Source organism: Sphingobacterium sp. ML3W (assembly GCF_029542085.1).
GTDB lineage: Bacteria > Bacteroidota > Bacteroidia > Sphingobacteriales > Sphingobacteriaceae > Sphingobacterium.
This window is the reverse complement of the sequence record NZ_CP107036.1, coordinates 4,869,826-4,893,532: the sequence shown is the minus strand read 5'-3', so window position 1 is coordinate 4,893,532 and position 23,707 is coordinate 4,869,826. Positions and strand designations below refer to the sequence as shown.

Annotated in this window: 20 protein-coding genes; 4 read left to right on the top strand and 16 right to left on the bottom strand. The window is 37.8% G+C overall.

The annotated features are described in order from the left end of the window. Positions 1-13: 13 nt before the first annotated feature. The 3 genes from OGI71_RS20665 to OGI71_RS20655 form a co-directional block, all read right to left on the bottom strand. Positions 14-838 (bottom strand): MotA/TolQ/ExbB proton channel family protein, encoded by an 825-nt coding sequence (locus OGI71_RS20665; protein WP_223581285.1) that lies wholly within the window; start codon positions 836-838, stop codon positions 14-16. Positions 839-1,270: 432 nt separating this feature from the next. Continuing rightward, a complete protein-coding gene (locus tag OGI71_RS20660) occupies positions 1,271-1,621 on the bottom strand; it encodes a translation initiation factor (protein ID WP_259179496.1) in 351 nt (116 codons plus the stop codon). A gap of 5 nt (positions 1,622-1,626) precedes the next feature. Then, entirely contained in the window at positions 1,627-2,505 is an 879-nt protein-coding gene (locus tag OGI71_RS20655) for a diacylglycerol kinase family protein (RefSeq protein WP_282251590.1), read from the bottom strand. Positions 2,506-2,812: 307 nt separating this feature from the next. On the opposite strand from OGI71_RS20655, the gene metK reads away from it, so the two are divergent. Then, positions 2,813-4,066, top strand: coding sequence for a methionine adenosyltransferase (metK, locus tag OGI71_RS20650; protein ID WP_282251589.1), 1,254 nt, complete (start codon positions 2,813-2,815; stop codon positions 4,064-4,066). An 85-nt stretch (positions 4,067-4,151) separates the two neighbouring features. Then, entirely contained in the window at positions 4,152-4,556 is a 405-nt protein-coding gene (locus OGI71_RS20645) for a Dabb family protein (protein WP_282251588.1), read from the top strand. Here the strand turns inward: OGI71_RS20645 and OGI71_RS20640 are convergent. Genes OGI71_RS20640 through OGI71_RS20615 form a run of 6 tightly spaced genes read right to left on the bottom strand, consistent with a single transcriptional unit; the run spans position 4,549 to position 10,791 of the window. Beyond that, the gene (locus OGI71_RS20640; protein ID WP_282251587.1) at positions 4,549-5,877 is read right to left on the bottom strand and encodes a DUF58 domain-containing protein; all 1,329 of its coding nucleotides are present in this window, start codon (positions 5,875-5,877) and stop codon (positions 4,549-4,551) included. The genes OGI71_RS20645 and OGI71_RS20640 overlap by 8 nt on opposite strands. Then, on the bottom strand, positions 5,877-6,866 hold the full coding sequence (locus OGI71_RS20635; RefSeq protein ID WP_120260493.1) for a MoxR family ATPase: 990 nt from the start codon (positions 6,864-6,866) through the stop codon (positions 5,877-5,879). Before OGI71_RS20635 ends, OGI71_RS20640 begins: the two co-directional genes overlap by 1 nt. Next, positions 6,863-8,056, bottom strand: a complete 1,194-nt coding sequence (locus OGI71_RS20630) for a DUF4350 domain-containing protein (RefSeq protein WP_282251585.1) — start codon at positions 8,054-8,056, stop codon at positions 6,863-6,865. The genes OGI71_RS20635 and OGI71_RS20630 overlap by 4 nt, the downstream gene beginning before the upstream one ends. Then, entirely contained in the window at positions 8,053-8,934 is an 882-nt protein-coding gene (locus OGI71_RS20625) for a DUF4129 domain-containing protein (RefSeq protein ID WP_282251584.1), read from the bottom strand. The genes OGI71_RS20630 and OGI71_RS20625 overlap by 4 nt, the downstream gene beginning before the upstream one ends. After that, on the bottom strand, positions 8,927-9,838 hold the full coding sequence (locus OGI71_RS20620) for an ABC transporter permease (protein ID WP_282251583.1): 912 nt from the start codon (positions 9,836-9,838) through the stop codon (positions 8,927-8,929). Before OGI71_RS20620 ends, OGI71_RS20625 begins: the two co-directional genes overlap by 8 nt. Then, positions 9,829-10,791, bottom strand: coding sequence for a stage II sporulation protein M (locus OGI71_RS20615; RefSeq protein ID WP_282251581.1), 963 nt, complete (start codon positions 10,789-10,791; stop codon positions 9,829-9,831). The genes OGI71_RS20620 and OGI71_RS20615 overlap by 10 nt, the downstream gene beginning before the upstream one ends. A gap of 29 nt (positions 10,792-10,820) precedes the next feature. Here OGI71_RS20615 and OGI71_RS20610 point away from each other — a divergent pair, with 29 nt between their 5' ends. Further along, positions 10,821-11,552 (top strand): RDD family protein, encoded by a 732-nt coding sequence (locus tag OGI71_RS20610; protein ID WP_282251579.1) that lies wholly within the window; start codon positions 10,821-10,823, stop codon positions 11,550-11,552. A gap of 221 nt (positions 11,553-11,773) precedes the next feature. Here OGI71_RS20610 and fabD read toward each other — a convergent pair whose 3' ends face one another. The 3 genes from fabD to OGI71_RS20595 all read right to left on the bottom strand — a co-directional run bounded on the left by fabD (position 11,774) and on the right by OGI71_RS20595 (position 17,115). Continuing rightward, a complete protein-coding gene (gene fabD / locus OGI71_RS20605; protein WP_282251578.1) occupies positions 11,774-12,664 on the bottom strand; it encodes an ACP S-malonyltransferase in 891 nt (296 codons plus the stop codon). A gap of 99 nt (positions 12,665-12,763) precedes the next feature. After that, a complete protein-coding gene (locus tag OGI71_RS20600; RefSeq protein WP_282251577.1) occupies positions 12,764-13,993 on the bottom strand; it encodes a pitrilysin family protein in 1,230 nt (409 codons plus the stop codon). Between the two features lie 284 nt (positions 13,994-14,277). Beyond that, positions 14,278-17,115 (bottom strand): outer membrane beta-barrel protein, encoded by a 2,838-nt coding sequence (locus OGI71_RS20595; protein ID WP_282251576.1) that lies wholly within the window; start codon positions 17,113-17,115, stop codon positions 14,278-14,280. 223 nt (positions 17,116-17,338) lie between these two features. Between OGI71_RS20595 and OGI71_RS20590 the strand changes: the two genes are divergently transcribed. Continuing rightward, entirely contained in the window at positions 17,339-17,935 is a 597-nt protein-coding gene (locus OGI71_RS20590) for a ribonuclease HII (RefSeq protein ID WP_282251575.1), read from the top strand. Positions 17,936-17,965: 30 nt separating this feature from the next. Here OGI71_RS20590 and OGI71_RS20585 read toward each other — a convergent pair whose 3' ends face one another. From OGI71_RS20585 to OGI71_RS20570, 4 genes are all read right to left on the bottom strand, one after another. Beyond that, a complete protein-coding gene (locus OGI71_RS20585) occupies positions 17,966-20,446 on the bottom strand; it encodes a YfhO family protein (protein ID WP_282251573.1) in 2,481 nt (826 codons plus the stop codon). Between the two features lie 248 nt (positions 20,447-20,694). Then, on the bottom strand, positions 20,695-21,012 hold the full coding sequence (locus OGI71_RS20580) for a YbjQ family protein (protein ID WP_077437339.1): 318 nt from the start codon (positions 21,010-21,012) through the stop codon (positions 20,695-20,697). 4 nt (positions 21,013-21,016) lie between these two features. Next, positions 21,017-21,703, bottom strand: a complete 687-nt coding sequence (locus OGI71_RS20575) for a TrkA family potassium uptake protein (protein WP_282251570.1) — start codon at positions 21,701-21,703, stop codon at positions 21,017-21,019. Positions 21,704-21,812: 109 nt separating this feature from the next. Beyond that, positions 21,813-23,603 carry a potassium transporter TrkG gene (locus OGI71_RS20570; RefSeq protein ID WP_282251569.1) on the bottom strand — a complete coding sequence of 597 codons (1,791 nt, stop codon included), beginning with the start codon at positions 23,601-23,603 and terminating at the stop codon, positions 21,813-21,815. Between the last annotated feature and the right edge of the window lie 104 nt (positions 23,604-23,707).

The window sequence follows — 23,707 nt, the reverse complement described above, 5'->3', positions numbered from 1 at the left end:
TTCATCATAGTTCTTATTTGTGGTTTGCAGCGTATGTTTGTACGATTGAGAAACCAGCTTCGTCGATAGAGTAAGTTAATTTATCGATTTTTGCAGTAAAGATGTTATACAATACGATAGCGAATGTAGAAGTCGCGATACCTGTTGCAGTATTGATCAAGGCCTCAGAGATACCGTTCGCTAATTTAGCTGAATCTGGAGCGCCACCGGTTGCTAATGCCGAGAAGGCTTTAATCATACCTGTTACTGTACCTAATAGACCACATAATGTACCGATAGAAACTAATGTTGCGATTACGTTTAAGTTTTTCTCTAACATTGGCATTTCTAATGCTGTAGTTTCTTCGATTTCTTTTTGAATTGCAATAGTCGCTTTTTCAGTATTCACTTCAGGGTCTGCTGATACGGCTTTGTATTTCAATAAACCAGCTTTTACTACGTTTGCAACTGAACCTTTTTGTTTGTCACACTCAGCAATAGCTGAATCGATGTTTCCACCATTAATCAAAGATTGGATTTTTCTAACAAAGTTTCCAACGTTTCCTGTACCAGAAGCTTTGTTAATAACGATAAAACGTTCTACGGAGAAAACCCATACCATCAAGAATAAACCAAGCAAAACAGGTACGATAGCCCCAGCGTGGTAAACCATTCCTAAATAGTTACCAGGATTAGGAGCATTTTCAGGATTGTTATCAACGAAGTTAGTTGGATTACCCATTACAAATTTCCATAAACAGAAACCAACGATGAAACAGATGATGATTGCAGCTTGAGCGAAGAAAGATCCTCCGTTGTTGCTTTCTTGTTTTGCAGCAGTTTTAGGTGCGTTTGCCATTTTTCTAATTTTTAGTTTTTTACTGTTGTTTAAATATATAATGTTGTTTAAATTATATGCACTCTTATTCGCTTTCGAAATCAATTTTGCAAAGCAAATTTAATATTTAATGTCAAATTTAAAATATTCATCTCAAATATATAAAAAAAATCAAATTTGTTTTTTCAAACTGAACACACCATTCATAGTGTTATTTTTCTCAGCAGTTCCCGTTATATAATCCTTATTACCTTGAGCTAAATCGCTTATTAGCAATAATTATTTTACAATGAAAACCATTTTTTTTTTGATATGCAAGAAAAACGAGGATTTTAAGCGACAAAAAGTAAGTGATTACTCATGTTTTTCATCCCCTTCTCATCTCTTTTTTATATCATATTTATCTAATAAACAATTCATTAGATTTACTACGATTAGCACAGATATAGTTGTTTAACCACCAACCAATTTCACGCGATACCCCTCTTTAAGTAACAACTCATAGATCTTTTGCTTAAATTCACCTTGGATCACAATCTCCCCATCTTTAACCGTCCCTCCTACTCCACACTTCTGTTTCAATAATTTACCCAAGGCTTCCAGATCTTCTATTTGTCCAACAAATCCAGTGATTAAGGTAACAACTTTACCTTTTCGCATTTTGCGGTCGAGTTGTACTTTAAGGTTTTGCTGGTTCACTGGTAATGTCTCTAATTCCTGAAAAGAATCAGCAAGTTGATAATTATAACTGTCATCCGTTGAATATACAACGCCTTCGTAAGACTGTTTCTTATTTTTACTCATGATTTTTAACAAATAATTTTTATCGCTTTTGGAATGATGGAAATATTAAGCTTATCACCAAGCTCAATTGGTTCACCATCTACATGTACTGGTGAAATAGAGTCTACTTCAATTTCAATATTCCTACCTGGTATAATCTCCACATAGCTTGATTGGTCAGCGGATTTATTAAACAAATGAAAAATCATCTTAGGCAAGATATATAAAGGGAACTTATGCACAATACAAACATCGAGTATACCGTCATTAACCGAAGCCTGAGGTGCTATATACGCATTATTTCCATACTGGGGTGAATTGGCAACACTGATCATAAAGGCCTGCCTTTCATAAACCTGGCCATCTATCGTTAATTTATAATGCGCTGGTTGATATTTGCTTAGCACATTAAAAACAGATTTCATATAACCCAGTGGGCCACGGATATTTTCGTTGGCAAAATTCTCACTTACTGATGCGTCGAACCCCAGTCCCGCGATATTAAAAAAACGACGCTCATTAATTACACCACAATCAACTTCAATGGATTCAAAACGATTTATACGGCGGATAGCCGCAGCCTCATTCATCGGAATACCTAAATAAAGTGCCAGACCGTTACCTGAGCCTTCAGGAATAATGCCCAAAGGTATGCCTGAGCCAACCAAAGCAGATCCCAATTCATTTATCGTCCCATCTCCCCCAACAGCAATTACCGCATCATACCCCTCCTGAATAGCCTTTAATCCAATTTCGTAGGCATGATTGGGTCTCGCTGTTTGCTGAAATGTAGGATCAAATTTCTGCAAATCCAGCACATCCAATACCTGCTTTTTAAAGGACGTTTTACGTTTTCCTCCTGAAATAGGGTTAATAACAAACAATATTTGTTTACGTTCTGACATATCCAAAGATAGCGGAAATTACCAATTTCTTAAAATAATGTAATCTTTATACCGTTTTAGCATCGCTTTCTATGCTTTTTAAAATTAAAAGACAAATTTGATTTTAAATATCCCACAAAGTATCGTAGCTTTGTCGCAACAAAAAATAGAATGTGGACTGATTTGCGTGCTGTTGCATACACAAAGCAACGACAAGGAGATTGCAACCACAGTAAAAAAGTGCTAAAAACCCTTCGCTATCACGGCTCTTATCACTTTGCTGTTATTTCATTTCTAGCGCAAATCCAATATTAAAATTACGTAAGGCATGGCTTATTTATTTACGTCAGAATCTGTTTCTGAAGGGCATCCGGACAAAGTTGCGGATCAAATTTCAGATGCATTAATCGACAATTTTTTAGCATGGGATGAAGACTCACGTGTTGCTATTGAGACTTTGGTAACGACTGGACAGGTTGTTCTTGCTGGGGAGGTTAAATCAAACATCTACTTAGATGTTCAGAAAATAGCCCGCTCTGTTATCCAAAAAATTGGTTATACCAAGTCTGAATATATGTTTGAAGCAAATTCTTGTGGTGTGTTATCTGCAATCCATGAGCAATCTGCAGATATCAATCAGGGTGTAGACCGCAAAACAAGACAAGAGCAGGGAGCTGGAGACCAAGGCATCATGTTTGGTTATGCAAATAATGAAACTGAAAACTTCATGCCTTTAGCATTAGACCTTTCCCATCGTCTTTTATATGAACTAGCTGAATTACGTAGAGAAAACAATGAAATACAGTACCTACGACCAGATGCAAAGTCACAGGTAACATTGGAATATGGCGACGACCATAAACCAAAAAGGATTGATACGATCGTAATTTCGACACAACATGATGACTTCGACAGTGAACCGGTCATGTTAGATAAAATCACACAGGATATAAAAAGAATTTTAATTCCACGTGTTAAAGCACAATTGAAACCAGAGCTTCAGTTGTTATTTAATGATGAAATTAAATTCCATATCAACCCTACTGGAAAATTTGTTATCGGCGGCCCACACGGAGATACAGGGCTTACCGGCCGTAAGATCATTGTAGATACTTATGGAGGTAAGGGTGCACATGGCGGTGGGGCTTTCTCTGGAAAAGATCCGTCGAAAGTAGATCGTTCAGCAGCTTATGCAACCCGTCACATTGCCAAAAACTTGGTAGCTGCGGGTGTGGCGGACGAACTCCTCGTTCAGATATCCTATGCAATTGGTGTAAAAGATCCTATGGGAATTTATGTAAATACCTACGGCACAAGCAAAGTAAACCTGACAGACGGCCAGATTGCGGATAAAATAGCCCAATTATTTGATATGACTCCTTATGGCATTGAAACTCGTCTTGGTCTTAGAAACCCGATCTACTCTGAAACCGCTGCTTATGGCCACATGGGAAGAACACCACGAAAAGTAACCAAAGAATTCGAAAGTTCAACTGGAGAAAAGAAACAAATCGAGGTGGAGTTATTCACTTGGGAAAAGTTAGATTACATCGAAAAGGTGAAAGAAGAATTTGGTCTATAAAGGAACTCACCTACCAAAATAATAAAAGGGATACAGCAAATGTATCCCTTTTTTTGTACCTTACGATCTCTAAACCGCATCATAAATGAAAAGACGCAATTTTTTACTCGCACCTATGGTTCTCGCCGCTACACCCACGTGGGCAAATCCGGCGCAGTTAGGTAATGACCTGCACCCCAACACAATTGTCCATGTCGTGAATTTCTGGCTTAAAGACGATGTCAGTGAAAAAGACAAAAAGAATTTCGTTGGATTCTTTGAGGAGCTTCGCAAGATCGACGTCATCAAAACACTTAGTTATGGCGTTCCAGCACCAACAAATGCGCGGGATGTTGTTGACAATAGCTTCGATTATACATTGATTGTCACCTTCAAAGATCTTAAAGATATAACCATTTATGAAACACATCCGATCCATTTAAAAGCCATTGAGAAATACAAACACTTTTGGACAAAAGTCATGGTGAAAGACACAACCATTATTAAATAAGTCCTCGCGCTTTTATTTCTAGATATTTATTGATGGAATTTATCGTCAAATTTTCTGGAGCAGTGTAGATGGTTTGAAATCCATTACGTATCAGTTCCTGCACAATAAGTTGCTTCTCATAGATAAATTTCTCGGCAATGATTTGATTGTAGATCTCAATGGTCTTTTTAGGCGAGCTTTTAGCTAAATCTTCAACTTCAACATTTTTGAAGACTACCACAACAATGAGATGACTCCGGTTTAACATCGAGAGATAATTCATCTGCCTTCTTAGCGAGTCTAGCGTTTCAAAATTTGTATAGAGAAAGATCAGCGAACGTTTATTAATATGTGCATTTGCATAACTATAAAGTTTACCATATTCAGGTTCGTCAAAATTTGTAACAACTTGATATAAAGCTTCCGAAATCTTGAGCATCTGATTATTTCTTTTTTCAGCAGGAATAAAAACGTTCACATCTTTTGAAAAGGTCAATAATCCAGCTCGATCTTGCTTTAATATTGTTGCATTTGAAAGAACCAAGGAGGCATTGATTGCATAATCCAATAATGTCAGACCCTCGAAGGGCATCCGCATCGCTCGTCCCAAATCAATAAATGAATAGATCGGCTGTGACTTCTCATCCTCATACTGATTGACCATTAGCTTTCTGGCTTTTGCTGTTGCCTTCCAATTCATATGACGATAATCATCGCCTTGAACATACTCCCTAACATGGTCAAACTCCATCGCAGAACCAATACGGCGTATTCGCTTTATACCCAATTCATTTAACCTATTGCTCGTTGCTAAGAGCTGATACTTTCTCAATTGAATATACGATGGATAACATGGAATTTCCTGAACCTGGTTGGTCACAAATCTCCGTTTGAAAAATCCAAAACGTTTCACCAGTGCCATACATCGACCAAACTGGTATATCCCCCTTTGTGTTGGCCGCATCAAATAAGAGATTTCCGAACTTTGATACGCAGACAAACGGGTAGAAAATTCGTTGTTTCGAATTTGAAGTTGTATCGGAAATTCCTCTAGGATTTCTATAATAGTTGGAAATGGATAGAAGGAATTGACGATTAGCTTCATCGGATTTTCATCACCATTGGACAGCTTCTCGGGATAGACCCTTGCAATTTCAATACGCCCCTTGCCTGCAAATAAGACAACGAAATCAAAAATCAACACAGCCAACCATAGCCAAAATACAATCCATGCAACAGTAAACAATCCCTTAATAAAAAAAGAAATTGCAAAGAGTGTTGCTATCCCTAATAGAGAATAGAAAAACTGATTGGTTAGAAAAAGCTGCTTTAATTTTTTCATTATCTTGGAATTTCTACCGTATTAATGATTTGATCAATAACATAAGAAGTTGTAAAACCCTCCATTTCTCGTTCTGGAGTCAGCATGACACGATGTCCCAAGACCGCAGATGCAACCCTTCTAATATCTTCAGGTGTTACGAAATCTCTTCCACTCAATGCTGCAGACGCTTTGGCAGATTCCAATAATGCAATAGAAGCCCGCGGTGAGGCCCCTAAAGTTAAGCTTGGATTGGTACGCGTCTTTATGATCACTTGAGCGATATAGCTTAACAATTCTTCGTGTACAAAAATTGATTTGATAAGTCGCTGAAATGAAAAAATTTCTTCCGCTGAAACCACACTGTTTACTTGATCCTCTTTATTCGATGCTTTCTGTGCATGATGCTCTTTCAAAATCTCTAACTCTTGCTCAAGTTCTGGATAATTCACATTGATCTTAAAAAGAAAACGATCTAGTTGTGCTTCAGGTAATCGATAGGTTCCTTCATGTTCGATCGGGTTCTGCGTAGCGAACACAATAAATGGAACTGGCAAAATATAGGTATTTCCATCAACAGAAACTTGATGCTCAGCCATACTTTCAAAAAGTGCGGCCTGTGTTTTTGCAGGAGCACGATTGATCTCGTCTATCAAAACAATATTGGCAAAAATAGGCCCTTTTCGAAATTCAAATTCGTTGCTTTTTAGATCCAAGATAGATGATCCCGTCACATCTGAAGGCATCAAATCTGGGGTGAACTGAATTCGTTTAAAGTCACTGCTAATTGTCTTGGCTATCAATTTTGCTGATAAGGTCTTCGCAACACCAGGTAACCCTTCTATTAGCGAGTGTCCAGAAGCTAAAATCGAAATCAGTAACATATCAATCAATTGATCCTGTCCGACAATAACCTTTTTTACCTCCGACTTTACTTGAGCCATTTTATCATACAAAACCGAAATATCAATTCGGTTTTCAAAAGATATATATTTATCGAAGTCACTCATATCATTTTTGCTTTATGTTTAAAATCTTCTATAGTTTCATTAATCTGCCTTAATCCGGCCACATCATTCTGCTGTGTTCCTTGCATTCGAATTATTAATCTGATTAGCTGTTGCGTTTCAGCCAGTGAGACACCAGACCTTTCTGCCAATTCTTCACAAAAGTTCTCTTCTCTTAACGCTAAGGTATCCATATGAAAACGGTTTCGTATATCGTGCAAGAAATAGTCTATTTTCTTATCAACCATATTACCTGGTGTGCCGTTTTCGTAATATAATGTTGCAATTGTCTCACAAAATTCTTTGGAAAGATTGGGTTCCGGTTTAGCAATTTCCATTGCACGCTGCTCCCTTTTACTCTTAAACACAAGCAAAAGAACAAGTCCCCCCAAAAGTACATACCATGCTTGCCTTAATCCCGAATTGGTCAACAGAACCCGTAATGGGGTACTGTACTGAGCAGTGTTTGCCTTAAAATCATACCATGCAATAGGTTTATCATTTAAATAAGATAATGATTTTGCAGCATAGGCATATTGAGAGGCTGAATTCAGCAGGTAATAATTTCCAAATAAATCGGGGGTCAGGTGCAAATAAAGTCTGCCCTTGCCAATCTGTACCTCAACAAAATTAGGTAGTAAATATTCCTGATAAGTGATCCCTCCCAAAATGGTAGCATTCTTAGGCAGCTTACTAAAGACTGTACTTAAATCTGATTTCGCATAATGAATTTTACTATTATCGTTAGTCAGCTTGACTCTTAAATGGCTTTTAATATCAACGCCCTTTTTATAACCATAGAAATCAAATACCTTAATGGCCAAGGAATCCAAAAGATAATAATCAATCGTTTCGGCAATAATCATCGCCTTTCCTCCTCGAGACACATAGTCAAGTAATTTATTTTCCGCTGCTTCACCCAAGGAAAAATACGACGTGTAAAATAGAAGGTTCTTATCCGTTCCTTTCATACTATCCAGATATTGGTATAATGGACGCTCGACATCCTCATTATGCCTATCAATAATATGTTTTAATTCATTTCTGACCACGTAAGCTCCAAAAGGATTTTTATCTTTCACATCGAAAGTCCGATCCCAAATAATCGGTTTCTTGCTCGTCATGTCGATGATACCAATCAGTAACAGGACGATTCCCAATAATATCAACCCAAATTTTACTGATCCCTTCATGTAATTTGATTTTGATATTGGTTAAACAATTGTTCATACTGACCAAAATCTGATGCATTTAATTCAAATTGCCCAAACCAGACATAGTCAAATATTCTGGTACATTCCTCGAATCCTTCACGTAGGATATTATTCTGTATCTCATTAGCAAATTCAGCATTTGTTTTACTGTGCTTCCACTTTATGTGACCTGTTTGCGCTAGTTTTTGAATATTCAATAATTGTAGATAGCGAACGCCCAGAGCATAATTTTTCCGTTCAACAGCATCATTAATATATTGTCTGATATCGCTGTTCATCAAGTTTCTCTCGACATAAGCCAATGTATCCAAGGCATCTTCTTCCCGCTCATGTTTAATGAAATATTGATTTTTATTATATAGCACTTTATAGAGAATAAAAGCCAACGCGATTAACGCCAAAAAAGCAAACACATAACCAAATTCTTCGTTAAATTTATACGGATTATCAGGCATTATATCACCCACCCATTCCGAAATGCGGGATAAAATACGTTGCAATACACTTATCTTATCTTTGATATTCTCGGAATACACAAAATCATCCCGTTCATATCGTTTGATAATTTCTGGATAGGGATCCATCTTAAACACTCGTTCCTGGCTATATTTAGGAATAGAATCAAATAAGTAGGGATCCCAAAGTGCATCGTCACTATTGTCAGCTTTTGTCATTGCAACAGAATCCATTGCGGCAGAATCTACGGCAAGACCCACAGAATCCAACAAGGGGGCAATAGAGTCAACTGCTACTGAGTCTGCACTATAGGTTTCCGCATCTTCGGTTCGCGGTTTCGGATCGCAGGCGCTTAGTGACAGCATAAATACAAAAGAAACAACGAATAATATTCTATTCATTCTTGCCTCCAATCTGATCAATTATACCATAAATGCGTTCACCAAACTTGAGATCCTTTGCCGTTTCATAAATTATACCATTGGCCAGTACACCTGCCATATATAAGAAAAGGGTAAACAATGTAATAAACATCCCTCCCAAAGTCATTAACAATTTTCCCCAGGATGAATCAAAGAAAGCTGCGTCCAATCCCAAAAAATTGTAAGATATAAGGGAAATAATTATTACGGGAATTATCGAGATCATCATAACGGCCATTTGGAAGATAAAATTGACGATATACGTTGCAATACCATATTGGATCAATTTTTTGCTTAGCATAACATAGGAATCAGTAAAACAACTTCCCAGATCGGAATACCCCTCACGGTAGAATAAGAATGAGCTAAATAACCAAATTCCCACGATTGACATCAGTATACCAATCGCAAAACTTCCAATAAACGGAATAAAGACGGAGAGGGCAGCAACAATCGCAAGGGGTATAAAAACAACGATTAACGCCAGAACCATCGCAAATAAGAACATAAAATAGCGACCTATATTTGCTCTAAAATTTTGTAGGACTTCTTTTCCTGTAAATAGTGTGTTTTTACGTTCTTTCAGAAGAAGAAAATACTCAATGGAAATACCATAAACATATAAACCAAGCCCAATTAATGCTAAAATCAGTAATCCGGCCCAAGTGAATCCATCAATATCTTCGAATGAGCTACTGCTTGCAGAAAAGGTGATTTTTGTTGAGAGGAAATAATATACTAATGCTATTCCAGCTAGCGGTAATGCCGACAGCCCAAATATTGTTGTCACAAAATGTTTATAGATCAGTTTGAAAAGGTCTATAAAGTTCTGGACAAAATCCCCTATTTTTCGCTCTTTCTGAAATTCAAATTCTACTTCCATTGAAACCGTTTTGCTAATCGATAGGGGTTAATAACATAAAAAAATAAGATGGCGGCCAACGATAGGAGTATGATTAATAGACTAAGCCATATCGACACATCATAATATCTAGTTACAAAGCCCTCCAATGTACCTGCGACAATAAAAAATGGTATTGTACTAACCAGTACTTTCATGGCAATCTTTGCTGTCTGAACAAAAGAAGCCATCCGGGTATAAGATCTTGGGAACAAGATGCTATTTCCGATCGCAAGTCCACAGCCTCCCGCAACAATGATCACCGAGATTTCGATAGTTCCATGGATCCAAATAGCCGACATCGCTTTTCCCATTACACCATATTGGAAGAACATCTGATGAAAAGCACCCAGCATAATACCATTGCTAAACAATATATAACCCGTGCCAATACTCAGAAACAATCCAAATGCAAAAGCCATAAAAGCCACCCGAACATTATTGATCGTAATCCAGATCGCCGAACCAAAATTACTTCCTTTTCCATAGACCGCAGCAGGATCACCGGCTTTAATGCTCTCTATTGTTGAATCAACATAAAAATCGCCTAAGATAAGCCGAATGAAATCTATATCATACACCGCTGAAAGAAAGCCAATAGCCGAGGCAAGTACAAAAATCAAGAGCGAATAAAAAAGTTGCCGACGGATTGACCAAATTGCCTGCGGAATCTCTTCGTTAATAAAAGATTTGAATTTATTGTTAGAGGCTTTTCGATCTTTATAGATTTTTTGATGCGCGGTTACAGCAAGTTCATTTAAGTAACTGCGAACCTTACTATCTGGATAAAATGTTTGTGCGTAAGCCAGATCATTTGTCAGCTCAATATAATTTGAAGCCAGTTCGTCCGGATCAACCTGCATATTAATTGACAAATTATTTTCAATTAACGTCCATTTTTCTTTATTTCGTTCTACAAATGATGCTTCTCTCATTAATTTTTTTAACTGGCTAAACCAAATATATGAATAAGCTTGAGATAAACACAGCACAAAATGTAAAAATCCAGTATAATCTTGCTAGCCTAGGTTCGAGGATGATCGCATTTGCAATAGACTATTTTATTATCGTGTGTTACTTTTTCTTTTGTATGTTTCTGTTGGATGCATTAGATATCACGAGTAGAGACCCTTATCTTTTCTACGGTATTATTATGGGGATGACGTTACCTGCATTTTTTTATACCTTGATTACCGAAACGGCATTTGGTGGTCAGACCATTGGTAAAAAGATCATGAAAATAAAAGTAGTAAAGCTCGATGGCTCTCGTGCCGACTTTTATCAGTATCTATCACGATGGACATTATCAATAGTAGATATATGGATGACCATGGGTGGTATTGCGATTACCGCTATTGTTCTATCCAAAAATGGTCAACGCATTGGAGATATCGCCGGAGAAACATCTGTCATTAGTTTGAAACCTAGTTTGAAGCTCAGTGATACGATTTATGAAGAGACCTTTGAAAATCATCCCATTTTATTCCCCCAAGTCATTAAGTTGAGCGACAAAGATGCAAATGCGATCAAAGAGGTTTATCAAACGGCATTTGACAGGAGAGATGTAGGAATACTGACAGCCTTGGTGCAACGTCTCGAGGCGGTTATGGAAGTTAAACACCCTGAAAAAATGACACCTAATGATTTCGTTTTACAGGTCATGAAAGATCATTATAGCATGTTTAAGGACAAATAGACTAATAATTCGCTATTAGGCCTTGCATTTATTTGGTTAAGCAATGGATATCAGCCAGAAGTGTTACAGCTTTTAAACGCTAGCAACCGAATCAGCACCGTTAGAAGGCAAAAGGTTTATATGCCCTAAATTCACGTTTTGTAAAGAGGATACCATGAGATTTTATGTATAAGAAAAGGGCCGAATAATCGGCCCTTGATCTCTTGTAGTTAAGACAATTCTTAAGCTGTTACCGAAGCCGCTGAAGTTTGTACCTGACGATCTACTTTCTTAACTAAACCTTGCAAGACATTTCCTGGCCCAACCTCTACAAATGCAGTAGCACCATCCGCAAGCATATTTTGTACAGTCTGTGTCCAACGCACAGCGCCGGTCAATTGTGCAATCAGATTTTGCTTAATAATAGCGGGTTCCGTTTGTGGTTGTGCATCAATATTTTGATAAATAGGGCATCTTGGAGATAAAATATCAGTCGCTTCAATGGCAGCTTGTAATTCAACTTTAGCAGATTCCATCAATGGCGAATGGAATGCACCGCCAACATTTAATTTTAAAGCTCTTTTCGCTCCAGCCTCAGTCAACAAAGCACAGGCTTTATCTACACCTTCTATTGATCCCGAAATAACTAATTGTCCCGGACAATTGTAATTCGCCGCTACAACCACTTCATCCACTTTAGCGCAAATTTCTTCTACAACAGCATCTTCTAAGCCCAAAATTGCGGCCATTGTTGAAGGTTGCAATTCACATGCTTTTTGCATGGCATTCGCGCGTTGGGATACCAATTTCAGTCCATCTTCGAAACTCAAAGCTCCCGCTGCAACCAATGCTGAAAACTCACCTAAGGAGTGCCCAGCCACCATATCTGGCTGAAATGAGTCCCCTAAAGCTTTAGCCAAAATAACAGAATGCAGAAAAATTGCAGGCTGTGTTACATTAGTTTGTTTCAACTCCTCGTCCGTACCGGAAAACATAATATCCGTGATACGAAATCCTAAAATATCATTAGCCTTTTCGAACAAAGCTTTTGTTTCTTCATTTAAGTTATACAGGTCTTGTCCCATCCCAACAAATTGGGCTCCCTGACCAGGAAATACATATGCTGTTTTCATCTGTTATATTTTTTTCTTTAATGGCTGATGAGAGCTCGCAAGCTCGGTTTCATATTTAAGAATTACTGTAACCGCAAATATATAGAATTCTATCAAATATTAATCTTCTGGAACAAAACTCAACGACAGCATCTTCCTAGGGTCAAATACATCCTGTGCAATGGCCAGGAGATTAGTGTTATTTAAATGCTGGATTTTTTCGATCACTTCATCCAATAATATAACACGATCGTAATCCATCACATTTTTAGCTGCTGAAATAATCATACTCATCCGATTCTCTTCAGTTAAAGCAATTTGACCAACAAACTTCTGTTTTGCTTTCTTCAACTTGATATCGGATAGGGATTGATCGCACATTTTAGATAGCTCTTTAAACACCAACTTTTTTGCTTTTTCAACCTTTTCTTCATCAGTTCCGAGATAGATGCTAAATAACCCTGTATCCGAAAAGATCGTGTAATTAGATTCGATGGTATAGGCAATTCCGTATTTTTCCCGGATGGATAGATTAAGGATAGATCCCATACCCATTCCTCCCAACATATTATTCAGAAGCAACAATCCTGTTTTACGCTCGTCACGATAATCATAGGCCAATGAGCCGAGCATATAGTGCACCTGATTGATTGGTTTGGGAATCTCAATATGTTGTTCTATAATTGCACTAACATCATTTCTCGTACGCGAAATAGTATTTTGCGTTATTCCTCCAAAGACTTTATACAGCAACTTTTCGACCTCTTTCAACTTATAATTACCTGTAATACCGATAACCATTTCGTGAGTATCATAATTAGATTGCATAAAATCCGTAATATCGTTTTTTTGCAATGCTAAAAGTTGATCTTCAAGCCCTAGGATGTTATGCCCCAACCCCGATCCTTTAAATATAAGATCTTCGAAATCATCGACGATAGATTCTTCTGGGCTATCCAGGTAAGACGCCATTTCATCGACAATAACCGATTTTTCCTTGTCCATTTCCACCTCAGGAAAAGTAGAATGAAAGAAAATATCCTCAAATAGATCTAGCGCTCGATTGAGATAAGGCTGTAGTATGGAGGCATGAACACAAGTATACTCTTTTGTTGTATAAGCGTTTAGGTCTCCTCCGACAGACTCCAGATAATCAATAATCTGTTGCGTTGAACGTTTCTCGGTTCGTTTAAATAAAAGATGTTCAATAAAATGAGCGACACCAAACTTACCCTCGGATTCGTCCCGTGACCCAGCATTAATAACCATACACACATGGGTTATTGGCAAATTTTGATATTGGAATACCACACGGATTCCATTTGAAAGTCTAATGATTTCGTACTCCATTCAGTTTATGAAATTTCTTTAATTGATCTATTCTCACTTCCCTAACGCATTTCCTCCTCACAAACCGACCAAGCTTCCTTTATTTACGATAATTAGCGAAAAGATCGCCAAAATATATGTTTTACAGTCCAGCCATTATTGCAACAATAGCTCGAACATATTGAATACCACCGATCAAACTTAACCATTTTGGTGCATTTTCAGCAAAACTAGGGATTTTTAAACGCAAAACGGTCATAGCGAAATCACTATAACCGTTTTTTAGCTAGCTTTTTTTGTTCGGCTTACATACGAGGTCTTCTCATACCTCCATGAAAGTCATCTCCCCCCTGTGGGGTCCCCATTGCAAACTTCTGGAATTTATAGGTGAATAAAAGCATAAAATAGCGCCCGAGGCGATTTGTACGACTATCCATGATCATAGATTCGTTCACTGTTCTAGATACATTGGTCTGTTCGTTTAACAAATCAAATGCCTGTAGGCGTATAGTAGCACGTTGTTCCTTTAAGAACTTTTGCTCAACATAAGTATTGATAACAAACGGATTTGCATTAATTCCCGCACCATAACCACTATTAAACTGTTTTGAAAGATCTGCCCCAAAAATTGTTGTCGGTGTAATATTTATTGAACCAATCAAAGTCGGTGTCCAAGAAGAAACATTGGTTGTTCGATTTGTCAATGAATTTTCCGTATGATTGTATTGATAACGAACACCAGGATTTATTTCTAGATTTTCGGAAGGGTTATACCTAAACATCAAGCCCTGATTAAATACAATATTACGGGCAATATTTTTTTGACCAATATTATCATCTTTCTCCGTAGAAACATAACCTATGTTTTTGTTATAAGAAACTCCTCCCATCAACATAATATTGTAGGTTTTTTCTTTCAGTGATTTCCCATAATGATAAAAAGAACTAACATTAAATGGTTTGTCATTAGTTTCATTCAAATACCGTGTTTCGGAAATTAAGGTGGAATTTGTTTGTCCTGTCTGATAATCTATTAAATCATCAAAATAACTCTTGCTAAGGCTCACAATTTTATTATTTGTCAGGCCAGCATTGACAAAAGCGAAGAAGTTATTTCCTTTCTGAAAATCATTTTTGCGAAAACGCATATTCAATTGGTGGCTAAACTCGGGATTTAGATTTGCATTACCGATTACTATACTCGTACGATTTGTACTCATATCAAAGGGTAGAATCTGGGTAACTGACGGTTCATTTGGCGTGCCGGAATAGTTCACAGAAATATTGGATTGGCGGGAGAACTTATACTCAAATCGCGCAATTGGCATCCAATTCATATTGTTTCGATGTATCGGAACAATTAATCCCGAACTGATTGCATCTCCCCGCAATTGAGACGGTTGTGCAGCTGCCCCAATAGAATAGGTGATTTTATCGCCATTATATAGATAATTAGCACCTACTTTATGTGTTGAGAAAGAATAATCATAATTATAGTCAAAATTCAATTTAGGATCATCAGCAATCAGCTCCCCAGCCATATTACGACCTTCCTGTCTATTGGAATTATCATATTTATTCTTGTTGAAATCATAGGTAAACTCTAATCTTCCTTTTTCTGAAAGTGGCTCTGTATAGTTCAATGAAGCACCTGCGTTCCAGCTTTTATTACTGGCCTCTAAAATCGTTTTCTCATAAATCGAACTTAAAGGAGCATCTGCATTATTAGGATCTGCCAATAACCTATCCAAGATTGCGTTTTGGTCCTTTTCTGTTTTTGCATTATTGAAGTTCATGTTTACAAAAACATTTCTGCCTTTATCATTCAATTTACGATTGTATAATCCGCTGACACCAAATCGAGGAGCTGTCGAATTAGCGATTATATCCTGTTTTTGTGAATTGTTAAATGCGTTGTTGCGATAGGTAGTTGATTCTGAAAATGTTGTTACATCACTTTTATCATAACCAAATTGTGGTGAGATTTTAATATAGTCATTGGCTGAGGGTTTCCACTCCACATTTGCCTCGAAGCGATGACTACCGCCAATCGTGTTGCTATTAGATGTAACACTATCCGTTTGCATGATATTGGGAAGCGTGTTTTCCTGAAATCGCTGTGATAATGTCGTATTGTTACTATGGCTATAACTATAGCTACCATAAGCAGTCAGCTTATCAGAAAAATCCTTGCGAAAATTAAGACCAATGGAACCTATCTTAGTAAGGCCATCTGAACCACCAAACATACCGCCACCACGGCGTCCACCACCACCTTGACCACGTCGGGCGCCACCACCTGTTGTATTGAAATCAAACAAGGGTGCATTGGTATTGTTTAAGTTTCCTAGTACAGAAATCTGCTCTCCTTCGCGCATCCCCATCCACATTCCTGTTGCCTGATAACGATCCTCTGTTCCATAGCCAGCACGGAGCGTTGTCATATGGCCTTGGTTATATTTGGGATCGATCTGAATGTTCAGTACTTTTTCGGAATCACCGTTCTTGTTACCTGTAATGTTAGCCATGTCCCCATAATCATCAATAATCTGCATTTTTTGCACAATATTGGCTGGAAGATTCTGAGTTGCTGTCTTAACATCGCCTCCAAAGAAGTCTTTGCCATTAATTCTGACCCTTTTTACAGATTCACCCTGCGCGGTAACATTCCCATCTTTATCCACTTCAACGCCTTGTAATTTTTTCAACGCATCCTCCGCTACAGCCCCATCACGTAATTTCAGATCCTTCATAGTGTACTCCAGCGTATCACTTTTCACAACCACGGTAGGTACCCCATCCACAACAACCTCCTCAAGCATCTGCGAATTCTGTTGCAAGGTCAAACTTGGGATAATGTATTTTACCTCTCCCTTAGGAAAATCAAACTCCTTTTCAAAACGTTCAAATCCTAAATTAGAAACGGTAATCTTAAACGTATCCGCCTTGATCCTATCAAATATAAAAATACCGGCCATATTTGAACCTGCTACCATAGAATCCAATTTTGAAGTCAACTTAACAGTTGCTCCTGCGACAACTCGGTTCTTGTCGTCCTTCAACATTCCTTGTACGCTTCTCGTCTGGCCATATACTGTCCATCCTGTTAACATACTCAATAAAAAAAGCATGAAGCCTCTCATAATACCTATTTTTTTATCTCTATAATTGACAAATTTTTGACCGAATGCCCCCGTTTAAGTTTAACCAACTCCTCTCTTTTCTATTCACAACAGCGCATTCTAAATCTTTACAAAAGAAGATATTATTAGTGTTAATTAATGTAAAAGGGCATTATTCACACAGAAGTTACAATGCATAACTCTAATTTTATTTGTACTTTCGTTCATTTACAGAACTAGAAAAATGCTATTATCATATTATCAAGATCAACAGGTTGAAGCGGGATGTGACGAGGCTGGCAGAGGTTGTTTGGCAGGACCGGTCTTTGCAGCAGCGGTAATTTTCCCCGCTGATTATCATCATGAGCTGCTCAACGATTCAAAAAAATTAAGCGAAAAAAAAAGGATGGCATTACGGCCGATTATTGAACGGGAAGCACTTGCCTATGCTGTAGCGAGTGTTTCAGCGGAAGAAATTGACCGCATAAATATTCACAATGCCAGTTATCTTGCCATGCATAAAGCCTTAGATATGCTACAAATAAAAGCGGAATATATCATTGTGGACGGGAACAGATTTATTCCTTACCAAGAAACTCCCCATTCCTGCATCATAAAAGGCGATGGAAAATACCTTTCTATCGCAGCAGCCTCCATCTTGGCCAAAACCTACCGTGACGAATACATGGACAATCTGGCTTCGGATTACCCCGCTTATGATTGGCTTAATAATAAAGGCTATCCGACCGTAAAGCATCGGACTGCAGTGCTAGAATATGGTTCTACACCGCATCATAGAAAAAGCTTTAGAATAACTGACCCACAGCTCAAATTATTCTAAAGCTTCAACCTTTAAAAAAGAAACAGCTTGCTATGCAACTGTTTCTTTTTTTGTATCCCGTAATGAGAAATATGCAGCAGCCGCTACTCCTAATCCAAGGATAATCGACGCTATTAAAGTCAGTAAATTACCCATCTTATGTGATTCTGGATCAAAGATAAATTCGACTTTATGTGTTCCCGCTGGCAATTGCAACGCTCTCAGCAAATAATCTGCACGGATAATTGGCGTTTCCTTTCCATCAACATAAGCCTTCCAGCCCTTATCGTAGAATATCTCGGAGAATACCGCAAAAGCGTCATTAGCAGTAGTATATTCGTACTGCATTTTATCAGGATGATAGGAAGTCAATTTAATTTCTCCTGTTGTAGTCGCGCTGGAAGTTTTTGCTTTGATTTCATTCTGGTACTGTTGATTCACAAATGCTTCTTTAAGTGGATCAAAAGAGCTGATCGCTTGCATTTCCTCCGCATTTCCTTTTACAAAAGTCACCTTGTCTACAAACCAAGCATTTCCAGCGGCAGTACTCCGTCTCACAATACGCTGCGACTGATTTTGAGGATCTGTTGTAATTAAATAACGCACATTGAACATATCCAATACATCTTCATTAAGCGCTCCATTGAATTGGTTCTCTAAAATTTCCTGAAAACGCATTAATTTAGCAGCATGGTAGCCTCCTAACGATTTATGGAAATACGAAGGGCGGGCATCAGAGAATGGATCAGTCGTCAAGTCAAGGACGCGATAACTTAGATCCTTATCCATCAAAATCAATTGATCGACCTCCCGTTGCTGGAACACCTGCTGTGCAGTCGCACCTTTCTCCATAAAGGATTTATCATTCAAAAAGCGTTTATCTACGCTCCACAAATCGAATAAGAACAAGATAAGCAAGGTACCCAATAAAACACCTTCATTAAGCTTTTTCTTAAGGTAAAACCAAACAAGTCCGAATGTAAGCAAAATAATCACAAAGGAGCGGTAAGCATCTTTACTCGCGATATCCTTACGATCCAAAACCAGTTGATTTGCCAGTTCCGTAGCAAAAGATTTATCACCAATTTGCTGTGTGAACGATTCTATTAAATTATTATGTTCCCCATTTCTAAAATTCAAGAATAGATCAGGCATTAAACCAATCAGTAGGCAAACGCCCCCCACACCGGCAAAAGTATAAAGCACTTTCTTATCCAGGTTTGGAATTTCTTTGGCCCGTGTCAGCAATTCATTCACCGTCATAATAGCCAACAGAGGTACTGTGATTGAAACAAGAACCAGGATGGATTCCACAGCTCTAAACTTGTTGTACATCGGAAAATAATCAAAGAATAAATCAGAAACCAATGTGAAATTCTTTCCAAATGACAAAAGCAATGCTAATATAGTAGTCGTCAATATCCACCATTTGAAACGGTTTTTGACAATAACAAGTCCCAATATAAACAAGAAGAAAACACCGGCCCCAAAATACCATGGTCCTGATGTAAAGCGTTTGTCCCCCCAATAGGTTGGCATACCTTGTGCCATCTGCCCTGCTTGAACTTCAGACACTCTTCCTTTTTCCATAAAGAATTTGGCAACATGCGATTTTTCGTCCAATTGACCACCACTAGCTCCGCCATAAGCATTAGGAATCATAAAGGTCATGGTCTCGCCAATACCTTGGCTCCATTCATAAGCATATTCTTTATCCAGTCCTTTTGCTTTTGTGTTATTATTGTCAACCTTCGTAATATTAGCATGGCCACGTGTACTCAGCTTACTGTACTCCCAAGTAGGCAATAAAATGGATGCATTGACCATTAAAGCAATGATAACCGCAATCACCTGTCTGCCGGAGGCGATAAAGAATTCCTTTAATTGTTTTTGTTTGATTGCATCGACTAAGGTAAAAATAACGTATACCATCAACGCCATTAACAAGTAATAAGTCGTCTGTAAGTGATTGACACGTATTTCCAAGGAAAGAAATAACGCCAGCAGTACTGGCCCCCATAACTTACTCCCACGATAACACATAATCACCGCAGCAATAACAGGCGGTATAAAGGCAATTGCATTTGCCCTGGTAATATGTCCAGCTTCAATATAAATAAAGTTGTAGGAAGTAAAGGCTATTGCAACTGCGCCCACCGCAGCAAGCCAGGGTTTGATGCGTAATACGCTAAAAAGAAAGTAGGCCCCCAATAGATAAAACAACACTGTGTCCATCGGACTTGGAAAGGCAAACTTCACCGCTTTCAACAAGTAGGTACCAATATTATTTTCATTTGCCTGCCAGATTTGATAGGTAGGCATTCCTCCAAACATAGAATTCGTCCATAAAGGCGCCTTTCCATCTTTGGCTTTATAATCAAATAATTCCTTTTGTCCAGCTTGCGCCTGTACAACATCTGATTGGGCAAGTGTCTTTCCTTGCCAAACAGGTGTGAAATAAAAAAATACGAGCGCAATAAATACCGCAATAACGATCAAATGTGCTGAATTCGCCTTAAACCAATTTTTCATTTATCCTCTTAGGTTGTTTAAAAGTCTTAAAAGCCAAACTTAGATAAATTTGTTTTTATATACAATTATAATTATGCGCAATCTATTAAATACAGTTCTGTTAGATGATGAAAAGAAATAAACCTCAAATTGCCATGATTCATCAAAGACAGTTTAGCCTAAAAATGCAGGGGAAATGAATAACGATGGATTCATTCCCGTCTTATTTATAAAAAAAATGCCCTAATTATATTAGGGCTATCTTGAGTTTATTTCATTTTAACGGCTGTCCCCGTTGCTCCTACCATCATCATTCCCCCTGTTCCAACAGTTTGGAAATCCAATCGTACGCCAACGACTGCGTCAGCTCCCAATGCTTTCGCGCGATCTTCTAGTTCACGCAATGCAGCCTCACGAGTCTCCTGAAACGCCCGTTCATAGGAATTGGACCGACCGCCAAAAAAATCTCTAAATCCAGCCATCATATCCTTAATGGCATTTGCTCCCAAAACAACCTCTGAAGAAACAATCCCCAAATAACGATCGATCTGGTGTCCCTCGATAACACTTGTTGTTGTTAATAACATAATTTTATTCTCCTTTTTGAATTAACTTATTGATGTCGGATAATTCGCCAAAAACAACTAAGATATCCCCTTCCGCCATGACTGTTTCAGACGTGGCGATACCAGATGCTTCCTTTTGTTCTTTGGTAATTCCGTCTTTTTTTGTCTCTGTAATTTTGACTGTTGTCAGTACAATAATTTTATATAGATTCGTCAGATTAGCCTCGCGTAGCGTCATACCAATATAACGCTGCGGAACCTTTGTTTCGACAATAGAATACCGATCTGAAACCTTAAAGGAATCAACGATATCGATATTGTCCAACCGCATCGCCAAACGCTCTGCAGCCTCTTCTTCTGGCATAATATACTCATTGATCTCCATCGCTTCCAAAACTGTCTTCTGCAAATCAGATACGATACGGCCGATTATACGCTTTACTTTTAATTGTTTTAGGAGTGCTACAGTCATAAGAGACGCTCCTTCATCTTCCCCAATAGCTACAATTACAGCATGCGCATCTTTCAAAGGTAGTGAAGATACAGCCTCCCGATCCGTTGTATCCAAACATACGGTATGTGTGATCTTATCTTTGAGCTGCTCCACTATAGTTAGACTTTTATCTGCTCCAATCACTTCATGACCGAGTTCAGTAAGATGAACACCCAATGAACGCCCAAAATGTCCTAACCCTAAAACAATATACTTCATAACTCAAACTAAGATAAATTTATTGTATTTACAAGCATAATCACACCCTATACTATTAAATCAACCTCTTTCTCTTCATTTCCAAATTTACGTTAAAAAAAGAATGCATTTAAAACAAGATCTTTTCCTCCGGAAATATAATATTCCGACGTGTCGTATTTTTGATAAAGGCAACCAATAATGTTAACATACCCACACGACCGACCAACATGGTCACCACAATGATCAGTTTTCCACCCATACTTAAGGAAGGGGTAATACCCAAACTCAAGCCGCAGGTCGTATATGCCGATAACGATTCAAACAACAAATCTTTCATACTTTTATCTGGATCAGTAAAAATAAGGACAAAAAAACTGAGCCCAACGACTATAAACGACAATAAAATGATTGCAAAAGCTTTATTGACGGATTCACTTGCTATTCTTCGTTTAAAAATTTCAATATATTCCTTACCCTTTGCTAAAGAAATAATATTTATAAAAGAAAGTGCTACTGTTGTCACTTTAACTCCGCCTCCAGTAGACCCTGGGGAGGCCCCTATCCACATCAGCAACATGATCAGAAAAATAGTTGGGGCTCCGACGAAACTTAAATCAATGCTATTGTAACCTGCAGAACGCGCAGCATTTGCCATAAAAAAAGACGTGGCCCATTCGCCATCTAAGCCTTTTTCTAAAGAAAGCGTATTCTTCCGTTCCAAAAAGTAAAAGAAAAGTGTTGCCGCAACAATAATAATCGCATTACAAAGTAGAACTAACTTGGAGTTGAAGCTAAAACTCCAGGCTTTATGTTTGTAATTTTTCTTCGTGATCAAACGGTGGTACCACAGCAATATAGACTCCTTTATGTAGGTATAAAAGTTGAGCACAATTCCAAAACCTAATCCCCCAAGAATAAACAATGAGGAAAGAGCCAATTGAAATGGATAGTTGAACTTATATGCCTCATTGGTGATACCTCCAGACAAAATAGAAAATCCGGCATTACAGAAAGAAGAAATGGAATGAAAAATTGAGAAGAAAATCATACTACCCATATTCGGGAAGTTAGTCCTTTCCAAGGTACTAAAAATCAATAACGCACCAAGAAATTCAAACAACAGTGTAATAAATATCATGGTCAACAATGTCTTAATGACTGAAGCCACTTTATTTTCACCCAATATCTCACCAAACATCAGTTGGTTTTTGAATGAAAATCCACCAGAGAAAAAATATCCAAAAAACCCTGTAAATGTCATAATTCCCAATCCACCGACCTGTATCAATACAATAATAACGGTCTGACCAAACATGCTAAAGTTGGTTGAAATATCTGCTACGGACAATCCTGTTATACAAACAGCACTAGTGGCCATAAACAAGGCATCGACAAAACTGAGCGGAGCTTCAATCGTTGTTCGCGGAAGCATCAATAGAACTGTCCCTATCAGGATAAGCACAAGAAAGCTGATAACAAATAGTATGGTAGGATTAAAATAAAAATTATCAAAAAAGAGCGTGCTTTTCGATAATTCGGCGATAAAAATAATATAAATCCCTAAATAAATCCACTGTTCGCGTGAAAAGACCGATAGCGCATCAATCCCAGCGAAACGAGCAATCAAAATAAAAATAAAATAAATCAGGATAAACAAGCCTGAATAATGTTCAACAGCAATCTTCTTCAGTGCATAGATAGATGAAGATTCCCGCAATGCGATCATAAAGAAAAGCACGAAAAATAGGTAGTGGATTGTTTTACCTAGTAAAATACCCAAAGTTGGATCTGTTACATAACCAACATTGAAAATAACTATCGCAGCACAAATCATGCTCGCATAGAACATGATCTTATCTACAAGACCGTTTTTATATTTGAAAACAAATCGAATAAAACTTAATATAGAATCTACCATTATAAACCGCAAACTAAGGTAAATTTGCCTTTATTCAAAAATCTACCAACATCTATCCCCTAAAAGCACTTTATTTTCACGTGAAACGGAATCTACCAGTGTCT